Annotated in this window: 15 protein-coding genes; 4 read left to right on the top strand and 11 right to left on the bottom strand. The window is 68.7% G+C overall.

Translation table 11 applies throughout. The features are described from left to right. Together IE226_RS30790 and IE226_RS30795 are read left to right on the top strand one after the other, a co-directional pair. Positions 1–169 (top strand): carboxyl transferase domain-containing protein (locus tag IE226_RS30790; RefSeq protein ID WP_308429573.1); only part of this gene is annotated, 169 nt, incomplete at its 5' end. 32 nt (positions 170–201) lie between these two features. Then, positions 202–396 (top strand): acyl-CoA carboxylase subunit epsilon, encoded by a 195-nt coding sequence (locus IE226_RS30795; RefSeq protein ID WP_190084706.1) that lies wholly within the window; start codon positions 202–204, stop codon positions 394–396. Positions 397–530: 134 nt separating this feature from the next. On the opposite strand, the gene IE226_RS30800 is transcribed toward IE226_RS30795, so the two are convergent. Genes IE226_RS30800 through IE226_RS30810 form a run of 3 tightly spaced genes read right to left on the bottom strand, consistent with a single transcriptional unit; the run spans position 531 to position 1,881 of the window. Continuing rightward, positions 531–785 (bottom strand): DUF397 domain-containing protein, encoded by a 255-nt coding sequence (locus IE226_RS30800; protein ID WP_190084707.1) that lies wholly within the window; start codon positions 783–785, stop codon positions 531–533. Next, the gene (locus tag IE226_RS30805) at positions 782–1,024 is read right to left on the bottom strand and encodes a DUF397 domain-containing protein (RefSeq protein ID WP_190084846.1); all 243 of its coding nucleotides are present in this window, start codon (positions 1,022–1,024) and stop codon (positions 782–784) included. The genes IE226_RS30800 and IE226_RS30805 overlap by 4 nt, the downstream gene beginning before the upstream one ends. Next, on the bottom strand, positions 1,024–1,881 hold the full coding sequence (locus tag IE226_RS30810; RefSeq protein ID WP_190084847.1) for a helix-turn-helix domain-containing protein: 858 nt from the start codon (positions 1,879–1,881) through the stop codon (positions 1,024–1,026). Before IE226_RS30810 ends, IE226_RS30805 begins: the two co-directional genes overlap by 1 nt. Before the next feature lie 173 nt (positions 1,882–2,054). Here IE226_RS30810 and IE226_RS30815 point away from each other — a divergent pair, with 173 nt between their 5' ends. Next, positions 2,055–2,480 carry an ATP-binding protein gene (locus IE226_RS30815; RefSeq protein ID WP_229871645.1) on the top strand — a complete coding sequence of 142 codons (426 nt, stop codon included), beginning with the start codon at positions 2,055–2,057 and terminating at the stop codon, positions 2,478–2,480. 306 nt (positions 2,481–2,786) lie between these two features. On the opposite strand, the gene IE226_RS30820 is transcribed toward IE226_RS30815, so the two are convergent. From IE226_RS30820 to IE226_RS30855, 8 genes are all read right to left on the bottom strand, one after another. Then, a complete protein-coding gene (locus tag IE226_RS30820) occupies positions 2,787–3,371 on the bottom strand; it encodes a GTP-binding protein (RefSeq protein ID WP_190084708.1) in 585 nt (194 codons plus the stop codon). After that, positions 3,352–3,951: a DUF742 domain-containing protein gene (locus tag IE226_RS30825; protein WP_190084709.1), complete on the bottom strand. Its 600-nt coding sequence runs from the start codon at positions 3,949–3,951 to the stop codon at positions 3,352–3,354. Before IE226_RS30825 ends, IE226_RS30820 begins: the two co-directional genes overlap by 20 nt. A gap of 93 nt (positions 3,952–4,044) precedes the next feature. Next, the gene (locus IE226_RS30830; RefSeq protein WP_135330751.1) at positions 4,045–4,458 is read right to left on the bottom strand and encodes a roadblock/LC7 domain-containing protein; all 414 of its coding nucleotides are present in this window, start codon (positions 4,456–4,458) and stop codon (positions 4,045–4,047) included. 10 nt (positions 4,459–4,468) lie between these two features. After that, positions 4,469–7,657, bottom strand: a complete 3,189-nt coding sequence (locus IE226_RS30835; protein ID WP_190084710.1) for a sensor histidine kinase — start codon at positions 7,655–7,657, stop codon at positions 4,469–4,471. Between the two features lie 340 nt (positions 7,658–7,997). Next, positions 7,998–8,582, bottom strand: a complete 585-nt coding sequence (locus IE226_RS30840) for a GTP-binding protein (protein ID WP_190084711.1) — start codon at positions 8,580–8,582, stop codon at positions 7,998–8,000. Then, positions 8,563–8,967: a DUF742 domain-containing protein gene (locus IE226_RS30845; RefSeq protein WP_190084712.1), complete on the bottom strand. Its 405-nt coding sequence runs from the start codon at positions 8,965–8,967 to the stop codon at positions 8,563–8,565. Before IE226_RS30845 ends, IE226_RS30840 begins: the two co-directional genes overlap by 20 nt. Positions 8,968–9,087: 120 nt before the next feature. Next, positions 9,088–9,507: a roadblock/LC7 domain-containing protein gene (locus IE226_RS30850; protein ID WP_098244998.1), complete on the bottom strand. Its 420-nt coding sequence runs from the start codon at positions 9,505–9,507 to the stop codon at positions 9,088–9,090. Beyond that, positions 9,508–13,374, bottom strand: a complete 3,867-nt coding sequence (locus tag IE226_RS30855; protein WP_190084713.1) for a sensor histidine kinase — start codon at positions 13,372–13,374, stop codon at positions 9,508–9,510. 573 nt (positions 13,375–13,947) lie between these two features. Between IE226_RS30855 and IE226_RS30860 the strand changes: the two genes are divergently transcribed. After that, a complete protein-coding gene (locus tag IE226_RS30860; protein ID WP_190084714.1) occupies positions 13,948–14,148 on the top strand; it encodes a hypothetical protein in 201 nt (66 codons plus the stop codon). The last annotated feature ends 10 nt before the right edge of the window (positions 14,149–14,158 follow it).

Genomic DNA, 14,158 nt, shown 5'->3' on the forward strand with positions numbered 1-14,158 from the left:
GGAGTACAAGGCCGAGCTGATGCACCCCTACTACGCCGCCGAGCGCGGCCTGGTGGACGACGTGATCGACCCCGCCGCCACCCGCGAGGTCCTCGTCTCCAGCCTGGCGATGCTCGCCAACAAGCACGCAGACCTGCCGTCCCGCAAGCACGGCAACCCCCCGCAGTAATCCTGCAGTAGCCCACAAGGAGAACGCTGCACATGACTACCCCTGACATCCGCGTAGAGAAGGGCCACGCCGAGCCCGAAGAGGTCGCCGCCATCACCGCGATCCTGCTGGCCCGCGCCGCCGCCACCGCACAGGCTCCTGCGCCCCGCCGAGGCCGCGACAAGGCCGGCTGGCGCCGACTGGAGCGCACCCCGGGCTTCCGCGCCCCGCACAGCTGGCAGGGCTGACCGGCGCCCTGAAGCAGCCGGCAAGGCCGACAGGCACCCCGAGGACCCCGCCCTGGCGCGGGGTCCTTCGGCAGTTGCCAGCGCCGTCAGTTGTCCGCAAGGCCCATTGCCCGCAAGGTCAGTTGCCCGCGAGGTCAGTCGAACTCTCCGGCAAGGACCCCGAGTTTGAACGCGTACCATTCCTCGGCCGTGAAACGCAGGACGAGGCCGCGTGGGTCCGAGGGATTGCGCAGGGCCACCGCGCCGTTCTCCAGCGCGGCGATTTCCACAGGGCCCTCGGCGGGGCTTCCCGGGGTGCTTGTCCACTGGGCGCGGGAGATGTCGAGCGCGTAGAGCGGCGCCTTGTCCCGCTGTGTGACGCTTGTGCCGTTCGCAGTGTTCGTGCTCATATCTGCAGAACCCCGGAGTTGATTCCAGTGATGAAGGCGCGCCACGCGGCGGAGTCGAAGACGAGTGATCCGAACTCCCGATTCTTTGTGTCGCGAATTGCCCGTTGATCGGCGGAAAGCTTCGTATGCTCGATGCAGCCGTTCGAGGCGCCACTGTAGGTACTCTTGTGCCAGTTCGCTTTCACTGATTCGACTTCTGCCTCTGTGAACGCGCGACTGGCCGCAGATGTACGAGACATCACGACCCGCTTTCTCCCTTCATGTGGTCAAGGATGTACTGGCGAGACTCCGTGGGAGAGAGCGCGGCGGCCGTCAGGTCGTCCCAGGCCTTGGTGTAAACCTGGACGTCTGGTCGCTGCTCCAGCAATGTTCCCCCGGTCATGTGCTCCAACCAGGTCACCTCTATGGGGGGTTCTCCGTGCAGGGTGAAGACCGTGTACGGAGCGTACTGCGCGGGCGGCAATGTGATGTTCAGGGGGAGTATCTGAACGGTGACATTGGCCTGATTTCCCACTTCGATCAAGTGTTGGAACTGTTGACGGATCAATTCAGCGGGACCGGATATGCGGTGCAGTGCCGGGGCGTCGATGATGACGCGCAGCCGGAATTCACTGGTCCCGTGGAGCAGATCTTTGCGTCTCATCCGCGTCTGAACAAGGGTTTCGACGCGGTCCGCCTCGGCCCCCGCGGTGAATATCTGCCGCATATAGGCTTCTGTCTGGAGCAGGCCCGGCAGCACCATCGGCTCGTAGGAGCGGATGAGCGAGGAATCGGCCTCCAGGGTGAGGTAGTCGCGTAAGTCGCCGCTGAGCAAGGGGCCTTGACCGGACCACCAGTCGACCTTGTGGATGTCCCTGGCGAGCCGCTTCAGATTGGACCGCTGCTGCTCGTCCTTCACGCCGTACAGATTGAGCAGGGTGGTCAGGTCGAGTTGCCTGATGCCCCGCTTTCCTGTCTCGATCTGGCTTATCTTCGGCTGCCCACACTCCAGTGCATCGGCCGCGTCCTGGACTTTGAGGCCGGCATCAGAGCGAAGTCGTCGCAGTTCGGCGCCTAGACGGCGGCTGCGCATGGTGGGCATCTCACTTTGCGGCATGCGCTCATGATGTCCCGCGTCTTCCGGCCAGACAACTGTCATCTGGCGCACCTCCCTTGAGAGATGTGAACGCGGAGTAATACTTGCCTAAGTGATAGATGCCTCGACATGATGCGAGTCCAACGTCCTTTGTTCTCGGTTGAGTTGACACCTACAGCGGTGCCGGAGGGGCAATGCCGAATACGTCCGCGGAGGAGCTCGTGGTGATCAGCAGATCCTGCGAGGTCCGCATGGAGTACGACCCGCGCTGCCTGGAGCAGATACGCCGGATCGTCGGCGCCTGCCTGCGCAGCTGGGGCCTGGAGGCGCTGGTCGACGACTGCGCCTTCGTGGCCACCGAGCTGTGCAGCAATGTGCGGCACTGCAAGCGCTCGTCGTTCGAGTTCGCCGTCCGTCGCACGGGCGCCGGGAGTGTGCGCCTGGAGGTGACGGACACCTCCACCGAGCTTCCGGTGGTGCCCACCGAGCCCCCGGACCCGTTCCGGGTCAGCGGGCGTGGACTGTTTCTCGTCGCGGCTCTGTCGGCCGACGTCGGGGTCGAGCCCACCGTCGGCGGCAAGATGGTCTGGGCGGAGGTCAAGGTGCCGGAGTTCGGCTGACGAGGCCGGTGGTGGGGGGTGAGACGTCGGCCGGCGTCTTCGTCTGCAGACCGGCATGACCCTCCTCTCCTTTGTGGTTTAACTGTGAAAGAAGGCGGGAGTCATCGTGAACCTGCCCTTCCACCCAGCGAGGGTCTCACCGAAATCATCACAGCGGCAGGCATGTGTTTTGGCCAAAGGTGCAACGCAAGGCGACGAAGGCCTGGAAGCGCCCGCACTGGCTGCGCTGGCTGCACTGGCTGCACAGCACTTCGCCCCCGCCGGCTTCTGCCGACGGGGGCGAACTGTGCAACGCGTACGGGGCTGCTACCGGAGCCGCGCCATCAGCGCGTGCTCCACGAGCGTGATCAAACCGCTCTTCGCGTCGGCCCGGTGCCGCGCGTCGGTGGTGATGATCGGGGTGTCCGGACCGATCTGCAGCGCCTCGCGGACCTCGTCCGGCGTGTAGGGCTGGTGGCCGTCGAAGCCGTTGAGGGCGATGACGAAGGGCAGCCCGGAGTTCTCGAAGTAGTCGACGGCGGGGAAGCAGTCGGCGAGCCTCCTCGTGTCGACCAGGACCACCGCGCCGATCGCGCCGCGTACGAGGTCGTCCCACATGAACCAGAAGCGGTCCTGTCCCGGCGTACCGAAGAGGTACAGGATCAGGTCCTGGTCCAGGGTGATGCGGCCGAAGTCCATGGCGACGGTCGTCGTCGTCTTGTCCCCGGTGTGGGTGAGGTCGTCGATGCCCGCGGACGCGGACGTCATGACGGCCTCGGTGCGCAGCGGGTTGATCTCGGAAACCGCGCCCACGAACGTGGTCTTGCCCACGCCGAAGCCGCCCGCCACCACGATCTTCGCGGAGGTGGTGGAGCGGGCTGTTGCTCCGCCGCTAGAGCTTGCGAAGTCCACTGAGCACCCTTTCGAGCAGTGTCACGTCTGGCTGGCCGCCGGCGGACTCGTCGCCGCCAGGCTGATGGATGGCGACAAGTCCGGCCTCCGCCAGGTCGGCTACGAGGATTCGGGCGACGCCGAGAGGAATGGTGAGAAGTGCCGAGATCTCAGCGACAGACTTGATCTCGCGGCACAGATTGCAGATCCGCTGATGCTCCGGCAATTGGCCCTGGAGCTGGTGCGGTTGGGCGGTGGTGTGCACCAGCGCCTCGATGGCGAGCTGGTAGCGGGGCCTGGTACGGCCGCCCGTCATGGCGTACGGGCGCACCAGGGGGTTGCTCGCAGCACCCGCGGGCGCCGCTTCCGGGGCGCGTCGCTGTGGTTGCACTGGCTGGATCCTGGGGGTGTGAGGCTGCTCGTACGGGCTCTGGCGGGGGCCCGGCTGCTGCGGCTGCTGATATGGCCTGCGGTGCTGGCTGGGCGCGGAGGGGAAGTTGTACCGGTTCGGCGCCCCTTCGTGCGGCCCCTGACCCTGGCCGTGACCAGGCGACCAGTTGGCCGACGACGAACCGTCCGGGGGTGTTCCTGAACCTGCCACGTACTCCTCCTCCGACTGTGCCGGGCACCATCATTCTGGAGCCGCGTCCCGAAACCTTACGGCCACGGGACGCGAAAACGCACCGTACGTCTACTAGTTGAGAAGGCTCCCCTGCAGCTCCGCACGCAGGTCGGGCGTGAGTACGGTGCCGGCGCGGTCGACAAGAAGCGCCATTTCGTACCCAATGAGACCGATGTCCGCATCCGGGTGGGCGAGGACGGCCAGCGAGGAGCCGTCAGAGATGGACATAAGGAAGAGGAATCCTCGCTCCATCTCCACAACGGTCTGGGTCACGGAACCGCCCTCGAAGATCCGGGAGGCCCCGGCGGTGAGGGAGGTCAGACCGGACGCGACGGCCGCGAGCTGGTCGGCCCGGTCGCGGGGGAAGCCTTCGGACATCGCCAGAAGGAGTCCATCGGCGGAGACCACCACCGTGTGGGACACCCCTGGGGTGTTGTCCACGAAGTTAGTGATCAACCAGTTCAGATTCTGCGCCGCCTGGCTCATCGGGCTCACACTAACGCTCCTGGTTGTAGGTGCTGTCAGGTCCACCGCGGTGATTACCGGTGTCCTGGCCATTCGTGCTGTCACTGCCTGCGTTGCGTCCCCGCTGGACGCCGCGGCGCAGGTTGCTCAGCCGACCCCGCACGTCCTCGGGGTCGCGGGAGACCTGAGGGCCGCCCTGTGGGGTCTGCTCCGCCGTGCCCTCGACCAGGTTGGCCTTGGGCACCCGCTTCGGGAGACCGGACGGGGTGACCCCACCCGCCTTGGGCTCCTTCAGCGACTCGGCGCGCTGCCAGCGGTCGTCGTTGGACGTACGCCAGCTGCTGTCGTTGTTTCCGAACGCGTCCTGTGCCGGGGCCGCCGGGGCGTTGCCGTTGGTGGCCGCACCGGCGCCGCCGCGGCGCGGAAGACCCGCGGCGGTGGTGTCGTGGACCGTGGAGGGGGCCGGCCCGGGACGGTCGAAGCCTACGCGCTCGGCACCGTTCGCGGGAGCCGCGGGACCAGATTCCGGTTCCGGAGCGTACTCGGCCTGATACGCGTTCGAGTTGTCGTCGAATCCGCCGCGCGACGGCCAGTCGTCCTGGTGGGAGCGGTCCGGGTAGGCCGTGAACGGCTCGGCGGCTCCGCCCGTGTGAGCGACCTGGTCGTCGTGACCGGCTTCCGCATAGGGGGCGTCCTGGTAGCCGTCCTGCGCCGGGTAGTACGGCTCGTCGTACGCCGGCTGCATGGCCTGGCCCTGGTTGTACTCGTCGTACGCCGGGGCCTGCTCGTTGTACGAGGGGTCGTAGCCGCCCTGCTGGTCGAAGCCGGGCTGCCCGTCCATCTCGTCGCGGAAGAGCGGGCGGTCGTCGGCGGACTGCGCCTGCGCTTCCAGAGCGGCACGCCGCTCCTCGCGCATCAGCGAGCGGCCCACCGGGTCGAGATCCGGGGAGTCGATCGCGTCGCCGTTGTAGCGGCTGTCGTCGAAGCCGAGCTCCGCCGCCGTACGGATCGGCTCGTGGTGGAAGGCCGGCTGCTCCGGGGCCTGCTGCTCCGGCATGATCGAGGAGACCGTGAACTCGGACTCCGGCAGCTGGTTCTCGCCGCCGCCACCGTGCGTGATGCCGTCGGGAAGCATGACGAGCGAGGTCGTGCCCGCCTGCTCGCCCGAGGGGCGCAGCTGGACGCGGATGCCGTGCCGGTCGGAGAGGCGGCCGACCACGAACAGGCCCATGCGCTGCGAGATCGCCGCGTCCACCGTCGGCGGGTTGGCCAGCTTGTGGTTGATGTCCGCGAAGTCCTCGGCGGTCAGGCCGATGCCCTTGTCGTGGATCTCGACCATGATGCGGCCGTCGGGAAGACGGGTTGCGGTGACGCGGACCTTGGTCTGCGGCGAGGAGAACGTGGTGGCGTTCTCCAGGAGCTCGGCGAGCAGGTGCACGAGGTCGGTCACGGCGAGGCCGTGGATCTCGGCCTCCGGGACGCCGGACAGCTCGATGCGCTCGTACTGCTCCACCTCGGAGGAGGCGGCGCGCAGGACGTCGACCAGCGGGACCGGCTGGTCCCAGCGGCGGCCGGGCTCCTCGCCGGAGAGGACCAGGAGGTTCTCGCCGTTGCGTCGCATACGGGTCGCCAGGTGGTCCAGGCGGAAGAGGCTCTCCAGCTGGTCCGGGTCGGCCTCGTTGTTCTCCAGGTCGGTGATGAGGGTCAGCTGGCCCTCGATCAGGGACTGGTTGCGGCGCGAGAGGTTGGTGAAGATCGCGTTGATGTTGCCGCGGAGCAGGGCCTGCTCGGCGGCGAGCCGGACGGCCTCGCGGTGTACCTGGTCGAAGGCGCGGGCGACCTCGCCGATCTCGTCCGTGGAGGAGATGGGAATGGGCTGTACGCGGGTGTCGACGCGGCCGGGGTCGGTGCGCGAGAGCTGGTCGACCAGCATCGGCAGGCGCTGCTCGGCGATGCCGAAGGCGGCCGTACGCAGCTGGCGCATCGCCTTGGACATCTGGCGGGCCATCATCCCGGCCAGGATGAAGGCGGCGAGCAGCGCGATCACGACGATGGCGCCGGTGATGTACGCGTTGCGCTGGGCGTCGGCGGCGATGTCCGAGGCCTCGGTCACCGCCTTGTCGGCGAGGTCGGACTCGATCGTGCGGTACGCGTCGAACTTCGCGGTGGTGGTGGCCCACCAGGTCTCGGGCGTGATGCCCTTGCCCGCGAGGGCGACCCGGGCGCTGGGCTGCGTGCTCTGCAGCTGCGCCATGGCGGCGACCATCGCCTCCGGCGACGGCGGCGCCACGAACGTCTCGCCCTTGGCCTTCGCGGCGGCGGCGGCCTGCTTGGCCTGCTTCTCGCCGTCGGCCTTCAACTTCTTCTTCGCGGCCTCCAGCTTGGCGACGTCCTCGGGGGTGCCGCCGCCGGTGTACTCCTCGATGGCGATGCCCTCGAGGTAGGCGTACGAGGAGAGGGCCACACGCTGCTTGGCGAGGCTGGAGGCGGTCGGGCCGGGCTTGACGAGCAGGTGCGTACCGAGGGAGCGCTCCAGCGAGAGCGCGGCCTTGGTCAGCGAGATCGCGTAGACGGTGCGGCCGTAGCTGGTGATGTTTCCGGTGCCGAGACCGAGTTCGTTGGCGAACTCCATCAGGGGGTGCTGGATGGCTACGTAGCCCTCTTCGGTCTGCGCGCCGGAGAGCTTGGAGGTGTAGGCGGCCGCACGCAGGGTCTGCAGACCGGGCTCCACCTTGTGGAAGCCGTCGAGGCGGCGCTTGAGCCCTTCCTTCTGCGGCATGTTCTCGGCGGCGGCGTCGAACTCGCTCTTGGCCTGGTCGGTGGCCTTGCGGGCCTTCACGACGACCGGGTCGTTCTTCTTGCCGCGAAGCAGCGGGGCGGCGGAGAGGTCGCGCTCCTCGATGAGGCGGTTGCCGTAGTTCAGCGAGGCCTGCACGAGGCGAGCCGTGTTCTCGGCGTCCTGGGCCTCGTTCCAGGTGTCGATCGACCCCTTCACCTGGAAGCCGCCCATGACCAGACCGACGAGCACGGGTATGAGGAGGATCGCGTTCAGTCGGGTCGGCACGCGCCAGTTGCGCGGGGACATTCTGCCCCCGGAGGGAGCCGGCGGTTCCATGCCCTGCACATCGGCGGGGGACGCCGCTGTGCGCGGCGGCGGGGTGAAGTTGCCCCGCGTATCCCGCGTCTGCGGCGGTGCGGGGCTCGTCTTGCTTCGCCTCACTCGACCAACAACCTCTCGGCGGCGGGACCTACACCGGTCCCGCTGTCGTCTCCAAGGCCCGTGCTACTGGGCAGTTCAGCGCATTCCAGCACGTCAGGGGGTCCTCTACCAAACAGTGAGAAGCGTTGGTTCCGAGTGGTGTAAGCCTCAGATAAAACGGTCAAAAAGAGCGAGCCCCGCCAAAAGGCGGGGCTCTTGTGCGCGCAGCGACACCAGATGACCGCGACGCGTGGCGGCGCCCGGTGAATTCTCTGTCGAAACGTTATGAACAGAGCGGTCATCCGTGTCAAAAGACACAGGCCGCTCTGTTGAATCTACGGCAACTGCCGTACTCCCTCGTCTACTTGAGTCGTGCCATAAGTGCGTGTTCGACCAGCGTGATCAGGCCGCTCTTTGCGTCCGCACGGTGTCGCGCGTCGGTGGTGATGATCGGCGTGTTGGGACCGATCTGGAGAGCTTCGCGCACTTCATCGGGGGTGTACGGCTGGTGGCCGTCGAATCCGTTGAGCGCGATGACGAAGGGCAGGCCGCTGTTCTCGAAGTAGTCGACGGCCGGAAAGCAGTCGGCGAGACGGCGGGTGTCCACGAGTACGACGGCGCCGATCGCGCCGCGTACGAGGTCGTCCCACATGAACCAGAAGCGGTCCTGTCCCGGCGTACCGAAGAGGTACAGGATCAGGTCCTGGTCCAGGGTGATGCGGCCGAAGTCCATGGCGACGGTCGTCGTCGTCTTGTCCCCGGTGTGGGTGAGGTCGTCGATGCCCGCGGACGCGGACGTCATGACGGCCTCGGTGCGCAGCGGGTTGATCTCGGAAACCGCGCCCACGAACGTGGTCTTGCCCACGCCGAAGCCGCCCGCCACCACGATCTTCGCGGAGGTGGTGGAGCGAGCCGGCGCTCCGCTGCTAGAGCTTGCGAAGTCCACTGAGCACCCTTTCGAGCAGTGTCACGTCAGGCTGACCGCCGGCGTTCTCGTCGCCGCCGGGCTGGTGAATGGCGACGAGCCCGGCCTCCGCCAGGTCGGCCACGAGGATCCGGGCCACGCCGAGCGGCATGGAGAGCAGCGCCGACACCTCGGCCACCGACTTGACCTCGCGGCACAGGTGGCAGATGCGCTGGTGCTCGGGGAGCAGCCCCATCAGCTGCGCCGGGTCGGCCGTCGTGCTCACCAGCGCCTCTATCGCGAGCTGGTAGCGGGGCCTGGTCCGGCCGCCGGTCATCGCGTAAGGACGCACCAGCGGCTGGTCGCCTTCAATGCCGTACGACGCGTGAGAGCCGTACGGGTCGTGAGAGGCGTTGGGCGGGGTCATGGATCCTCCGGGCGGGACAGCAGGTGGTCTGCGTGCCGTCTGATAGAGCCGGTGGGGGGCACCAGGGTGGCCGGACGGTGGTCAGTACGTTCGGTCGGTGGGGCGGCCGATTGAGAAAAATCAGTGCAACAGGCTGCCCTGCAGTTCGGCGCGGAGGTCCGGGGTAAGAACGGCGCCCGCGCGGTCGACGAGGAGCGCCATCTCGTATCCGACGAGGCCGATGTCGCACTCGGGGTGTGCGAGCACGGCCAGGGACGAACCGTCGGAGACCGACATGAGGAAGAGGAACCCCCGCTCCATCTCCACCACGGTCTGGGTGACGGCGCCGCCCTCGAAGATGCGCGAGGCTCCGGCGGTGAGGGAGGTCAGACCCGACGCCACCGCGGCCAACTGGTCGGCACGGTCGCGCGGGAAGCCCTCGGACATCGCCAGAAGGAGGCCGTCGGCGGAGACCACGACCGTGTGGGACACCCCGGGGGTGTTGTCCACGAAGTTCGTGATCAGCCAGTTCAGATTCTGTGCCGCCTGACTCGGACTCAACTAACGCTCCTGCTGGTGAGTGGGGAAGCTGCCGGTCTGGCCGGTACCGGCCTGCCGGCCCTGCTGGATGCCCCGACGGAGATTCGTCAGCCGGCCGCGCACGTCGTCAGGCGCACGCGAGACCTGCGGACCTGTGCTGTCCTGCTGCTGCTGTGCGGTGCCCGCGACGAGGTTGGCTCGCGGGACACGGCGCGGCAGGCCGGACGTGGTGACACCGCCGGCGGACGGCTGCCGGACGCGCTCGGCCTGGCGGCCGAGCTCGTCGTTGGGCGAGGTGCGCCAGGTGGCGGCGCTGCCGTTGGTGACGCCGTTGATGTTGTTCCCGCCGCCGGTTCCGTTGGACGCGGGAGCCGGCGACTGGCCGGACCGCTGGGGCGCGGCCGGGTTCTGCGGCTGCTGGGCCCGGGACCGCGACGGGAGGGGGGACGACGGCTGCGAGCGCTGGGGGCGCTGCGGCTGCTGCTGCTCGGGCGAGAGGTCGCCGCCCTGCGGGGCCTGGTATCCCTGCTGCTGTTGCTGCTGGAACCAGTTGGTCTCCAGCGTGTCGAACAGCGGAGTGCGGCCGTCACCGGGACCGGCGGGCGGCAGGCCCTCCGGCTGCGAGGGCTGCTGCTGGGGCTGCTGCGAGGCCTGCGGCGGCACCGGCGGGATGCCGAGCCGGCCGCCTTGGTCCTGGTCCTGGCCGGGGCCCTGACCACGCCGGGGCGCCTCGCTGTTGTAGCCGGGGGCGCTGGTGCCGGGACGCTGGAACTGGCCCGTGCCGGAGGAGGCGTCCTGGCCAGGCTGACCGCCCTGACCGCCCTGACCGCCCTGGCCACCGAAGACGTCCGGGCGCACGAACTGTCCTGTGCCCTGCTGACCGGCGTGCTGCTGACCCGTGCTCTGCTGCTGACCGGTGTGCTGCGGCGAAGCCGTGCCGGGCGGCGGACCGTTGAAGTCCGGCCGCGCGAACTCGGCGGTCGAACCCGGGCCCTGGATACCGGCGTCGGCCGCGGGGTGCTGCGGGAACTGCCCGGTGGACTCCGGCTCCTCGTGGCCGCGCGGGGTGTCGAACGGCTCGCGCGAGACCTGCGGCTGCGCGTTCTCGTCGCTCCAACTGGGCACGCGCGGCTGCGGGTTGCCGCCGGGAAGCTCGGCACGCGGACCACCGCGCGGCGGCAGCTGCGGGCGGCGACCCTGATCCCCGGTGTTGCCCGCGGAGGGGTTCGCGGCGGGGTTCTGGGGCCCCGCGGCCGGGTTCACCGGGTTCGTACGCTGCTGAGGTACGGGAGGCTGCGGCGCGGAACCCTGTCCGCGACCGGCGCCCGGCGCACCCCCGAAGAGGCTGCCGCCGGAACCACCCGGAGCGCCGCCCTGCCCGGGCGGCCCCTGCCGGGGAGGCTGCTGACCCGAAGGACCCTGAGCACCTGGGCCACCGGGCATACCCGGACCACCGGAAGCGCCCGGACCACCCGCAAGACCGGAAGGACCGACCGGCGCCGAGGGCGAACCGGCCCGCGGCCCGGCGTCACGCGACGGCAGCGCGGCGCGCGGCCCCGATCCCGTGACCTGGCCACGGGGCGGACCCGCACCGAGCCGGCCCGCGGAACCGGCGGGACCCGAACCGGGCGCGCCGCTGCCGGCACCGACACCGCGGCGCGCGGCGGCCGCGCCCGCGGAGGCCTGCGCGGCGACAGGGCCGCCGCTCTGGCCGGGACCGGGCGTACCGGGCTTGTTCGGCGCCTTCTTGCCGCCCTGGGCGACATCGACGGGCAGCATGACCAGCGCGGTCGTGCCGCCGGAGTCCGAGGGACGGAGCTGGATGCGGATGCCGTGACGCTGCGAGAGACGGCCGACCACGAACAGACCCATGCGGCGCGAGACCGAGACGTCCACGGTGGGCGGCGAGGCGAGCCGCTCGTTGATCGCGGCGAGGTCCTCGGGCGACAGGCCGATGCCGGTGTCGTGGATCTCGATGAGCACACGCCCGTCGGGCAGCGCGTGACCGGTGACCTTGACCTTGGTCTGCGGCGAGGAGAACGACGTCGCGTTCTCGAGCAGCTCGGCGAGCAGGTGCACGAGGTCGTTGACCACGCGTCCGGCGACCTCGGTCGTCGGGACCGCGGAGAGTTCGATGCGCTCGTACTGCTCCACCTCGGACGCGGCGGCACGCAGCACGTCGACGAGCGGCACGGGCCGGGTCCAGCGACGGCCGGGCTCTTCACCGGCGAGGACGAGGAGGTTCTCGCCGTTACGGCGCATGCGGGTCGCGAGGTGGTCGAGCTTGAACAGCGAGGAGAGCTGGTCGGGGTCGGCCTCGCGCGACTCCAGCTCGGAGATGAGCGAGAGCTGGCGCTGGATAAGACCCTGCGAACGCCTCGACAGGTTGGTGAACATCGCGTTGACGTTGCCTCGCAGCAACGCCTGCTCGGCGGCGAGGCGGACGGCCTCGCGGTGCACGTCGTCGAAGGCCGCGGCCACCTGGCCGATCTCGTCCCTGGAGTGCACACCGACGGACTCGACGGAGGTGTCGACGTCCTGCGGGTCGGCCTCGGAGAGCTGCTTGACCAGCTCGGGCAGGCGGTCCTGGGCGACCTTGGTCGCGGTGTCCTGGAGGCGCCGCAGCGAGCGGATCATGGACCGGGCCACGACGAAGGCGCCGACGAGCGAGACGCCGAGGACGAGCAGGATCAGCGCACCGTTGAGGATGGCGGCCTGCTCGGACTCGTTGCGCAGCTCGCGGGCCTTCTGCTCCATCTCGTTGAGCAGCGTGAGCTCGATCTTGGACATCGCGTCGATCTTGGTGGTGTCCGCGTCCACCCAGTCCTTGTACGAGCGCTTGTCCTGGAGCTTGATGCCGCCTTCCTGGCTCAGCACACGCTTGGCGTAGGAGTCGGCGCCCTTGATGGACGAATTGCCGCCGTCGATGGGCTTGGTCAGCTCGTCGGGGTTGCCCGCGTAGATGCCCTTGAAGGCATCCAGCTCGGAGTTCTCCTTGTCGAGCGCGGAGAAGCCGTAGCGCCGGTCGGTCTCGGAGATCGAGCCGAACGTGCTGTCGCCCGCGGGAAGCGATGCGGCGATCACGGCCCGCTGCACCGAGGCGTACTCCTTGGCGGAGGAGAAGGCCGTCAGGGCGCGGGTGCGCTGGATCATGTCCGGGTTACTGGTCGCCTGCGCCATGTCCGAGGACAGGGTGAGCAGCTGCTCGATGAGCTGGCTGTAGGCGTCGACCGTCTGCGACGTCGACTTCGTGTCGCTGTACGCGTTCTGGCGTACGTCGCTGATCTTCTGGAGCTGCTGGGTGATGTCGACCGTGTTCGCGCGGACGCCGAGGAGGCCCTTGTCGTCGTCGGTGTTGTCGAGTTCCTGGGTCTCCTGGAGGAAACGGTTGTACGCGCGGTCGGTCTTCTCGCGCGAGCCCTTGACCACGTAGTCCGACGACTTCGCGCCGTGCGCGAGGGGGCCTGCCGAGCGGTCGCGCTCCTCCTGGAGCGCGGAGGCCAGCTCGGTGGCCCGCTTGGTCATGTCGGTCAGCAGCTTCATGTTGTTGAGCTGCTGGATCTCGTCCATCGACTCATTGATACGAAGAGCGCCGAGCGAGGTCGCGGTGATCACGGGGAGCGCGAGCAGCGAGACAAGTCGGGTGGAGATGCGCCAGTTGCGCAGGGCTATTCGGGAGCCGGGCCCGGTGGGCGATTTCGTGGTGCCCGTCGGCGCGGCGGCCGTGGGCAGGCTCGTGCCGCCCGTACCGCGCACGGCGCTCGGACCGCCGTCGCCGGGTGCCTGCCCGGGGTTCTGGGCGTGCTGGGCCGAGGAGCCGCGGTCGGTCCCGCCGCGCTCCGGCTCCGCCGCAGCGCTGCTGCCATCCCTCTTGAAACGTCCCTGCACTAGCGTCGCAACCTCTGGACCAGGCGTCCCTCCGCACAAACGGCGGGACGGTGTCGGCGTCGTGGGGCGCAAACGCCCCATGGTGGTCGTGAGTGACCGGCGCTGCTCCCCTTTCCCGCCGCCACTCGGCGCTGCGTTGCGCCCCTGCGCGCCGGTTCGATCCCGCGGCGGTCCCGGGAATTCCAGCACAGTGCAGGATCTCCAACAAGGCCCGTGTGTCGCGCCGCGACGTCCGTGACACGGCGTGAGGGACGAGTCACGAGACGTAGAAAGTTATCTGGGGCAAATCGGTCTTTTATGCCCAAGAAAGCTACGGCCTGTGGGTGTCCCAGTGTTCATGATCGGGAGCGGAATGATGGCTTCAGTGGCGCAATGTCCGATTCGAACAAGGCCTTCACGGGCCTGAATTGACCCTTTTGCCCGGTCGCTCGTGAGCAAACTCACATCAAGATCAAGGCCTCCCCAAAGCTTTGGCCGGGAATTGGATGTTTAGCCTGACGCTTTACAGGGATGGCGAATCCGACAACCCGCGCCCGCCACAGGACGCCTCAACCGACAGGATCCGAACAGCAGATGAAGACTGTGAAGTCGGCGATGTTCCGCAACATAGCCAACCCGCGCCGCACCACCCTCGCCCACCTCACGGACGCGCAGGAGGTCGCCCCGGCCGCCGAGCAGCCGGCCCACGCGGTGGAACTGCCGACGGTGACGGCCAACCCGAAGCGCACGGTTCTGATGGACGTGCCGGTGCAGTCCAGCCCGTCCGGGGTGTGATTCAGCCCGT

The sequence above is a fragment of the Streptomyces longisporoflavus genome (genome assembly GCF_014649775.1).
Classification (GTDB): Bacteria; Actinomycetota; Actinomycetes; order Streptomycetales; family Streptomycetaceae; genus Streptomyces; species Streptomyces longisporoflavus.

Excerpts from the sequence above, each read along its gene's own strand:
- IE226_RS30795 (WP_190084706.1), top strand. The coding sequence starts at position 202 with ATGACTACCCCTGACATCCGCGTAGAGAAGGGCCACGCCGAGCCCGAA.
- IE226_RS30800 (WP_190084707.1), bottom strand. The coding sequence starts at position 785 with ATGAGCACGAACACTGCGAACGGCACAAGCGTCACACAGCGGGACAAG.
- IE226_RS30805 (WP_190084846.1), bottom strand. The coding sequence starts at position 1,024 with ATGTCTCGTACATCTGCGGCCAGTCGCGCGTTCACAGAGGCAGAAGTC.
- IE226_RS30810 (WP_190084847.1), bottom strand. The coding sequence starts at position 1,881 with ATGCCGCAAAGTGAGATGCCCACCATGCGCAGCCGCCGTCTAGGCGCC.
- IE226_RS30815 (WP_229871645.1), top strand. The coding sequence starts at position 2,055 with ATGCCGAATACGTCCGCGGAGGAGCTCGTGGTGATCAGCAGATCCTGC.
- IE226_RS30830 (WP_135330751.1), bottom strand. The coding sequence starts at position 4,458 with ATGAGCCAGGCGGCGCAGAATCTGAACTGGTTGATCACTAACTTCGTG.
- IE226_RS30845 (WP_190084712.1), bottom strand. The coding sequence starts at position 8,967 with ATGACCCCGCCCAACGCCTCTCACGACCCGTACGGCTCTCACGCGTCG.
- IE226_RS30860 (WP_190084714.1), top strand. The coding sequence starts at position 13,948 with ATGAAGACTGTGAAGTCGGCGATGTTCCGCAACATAGCCAACCCGCGC.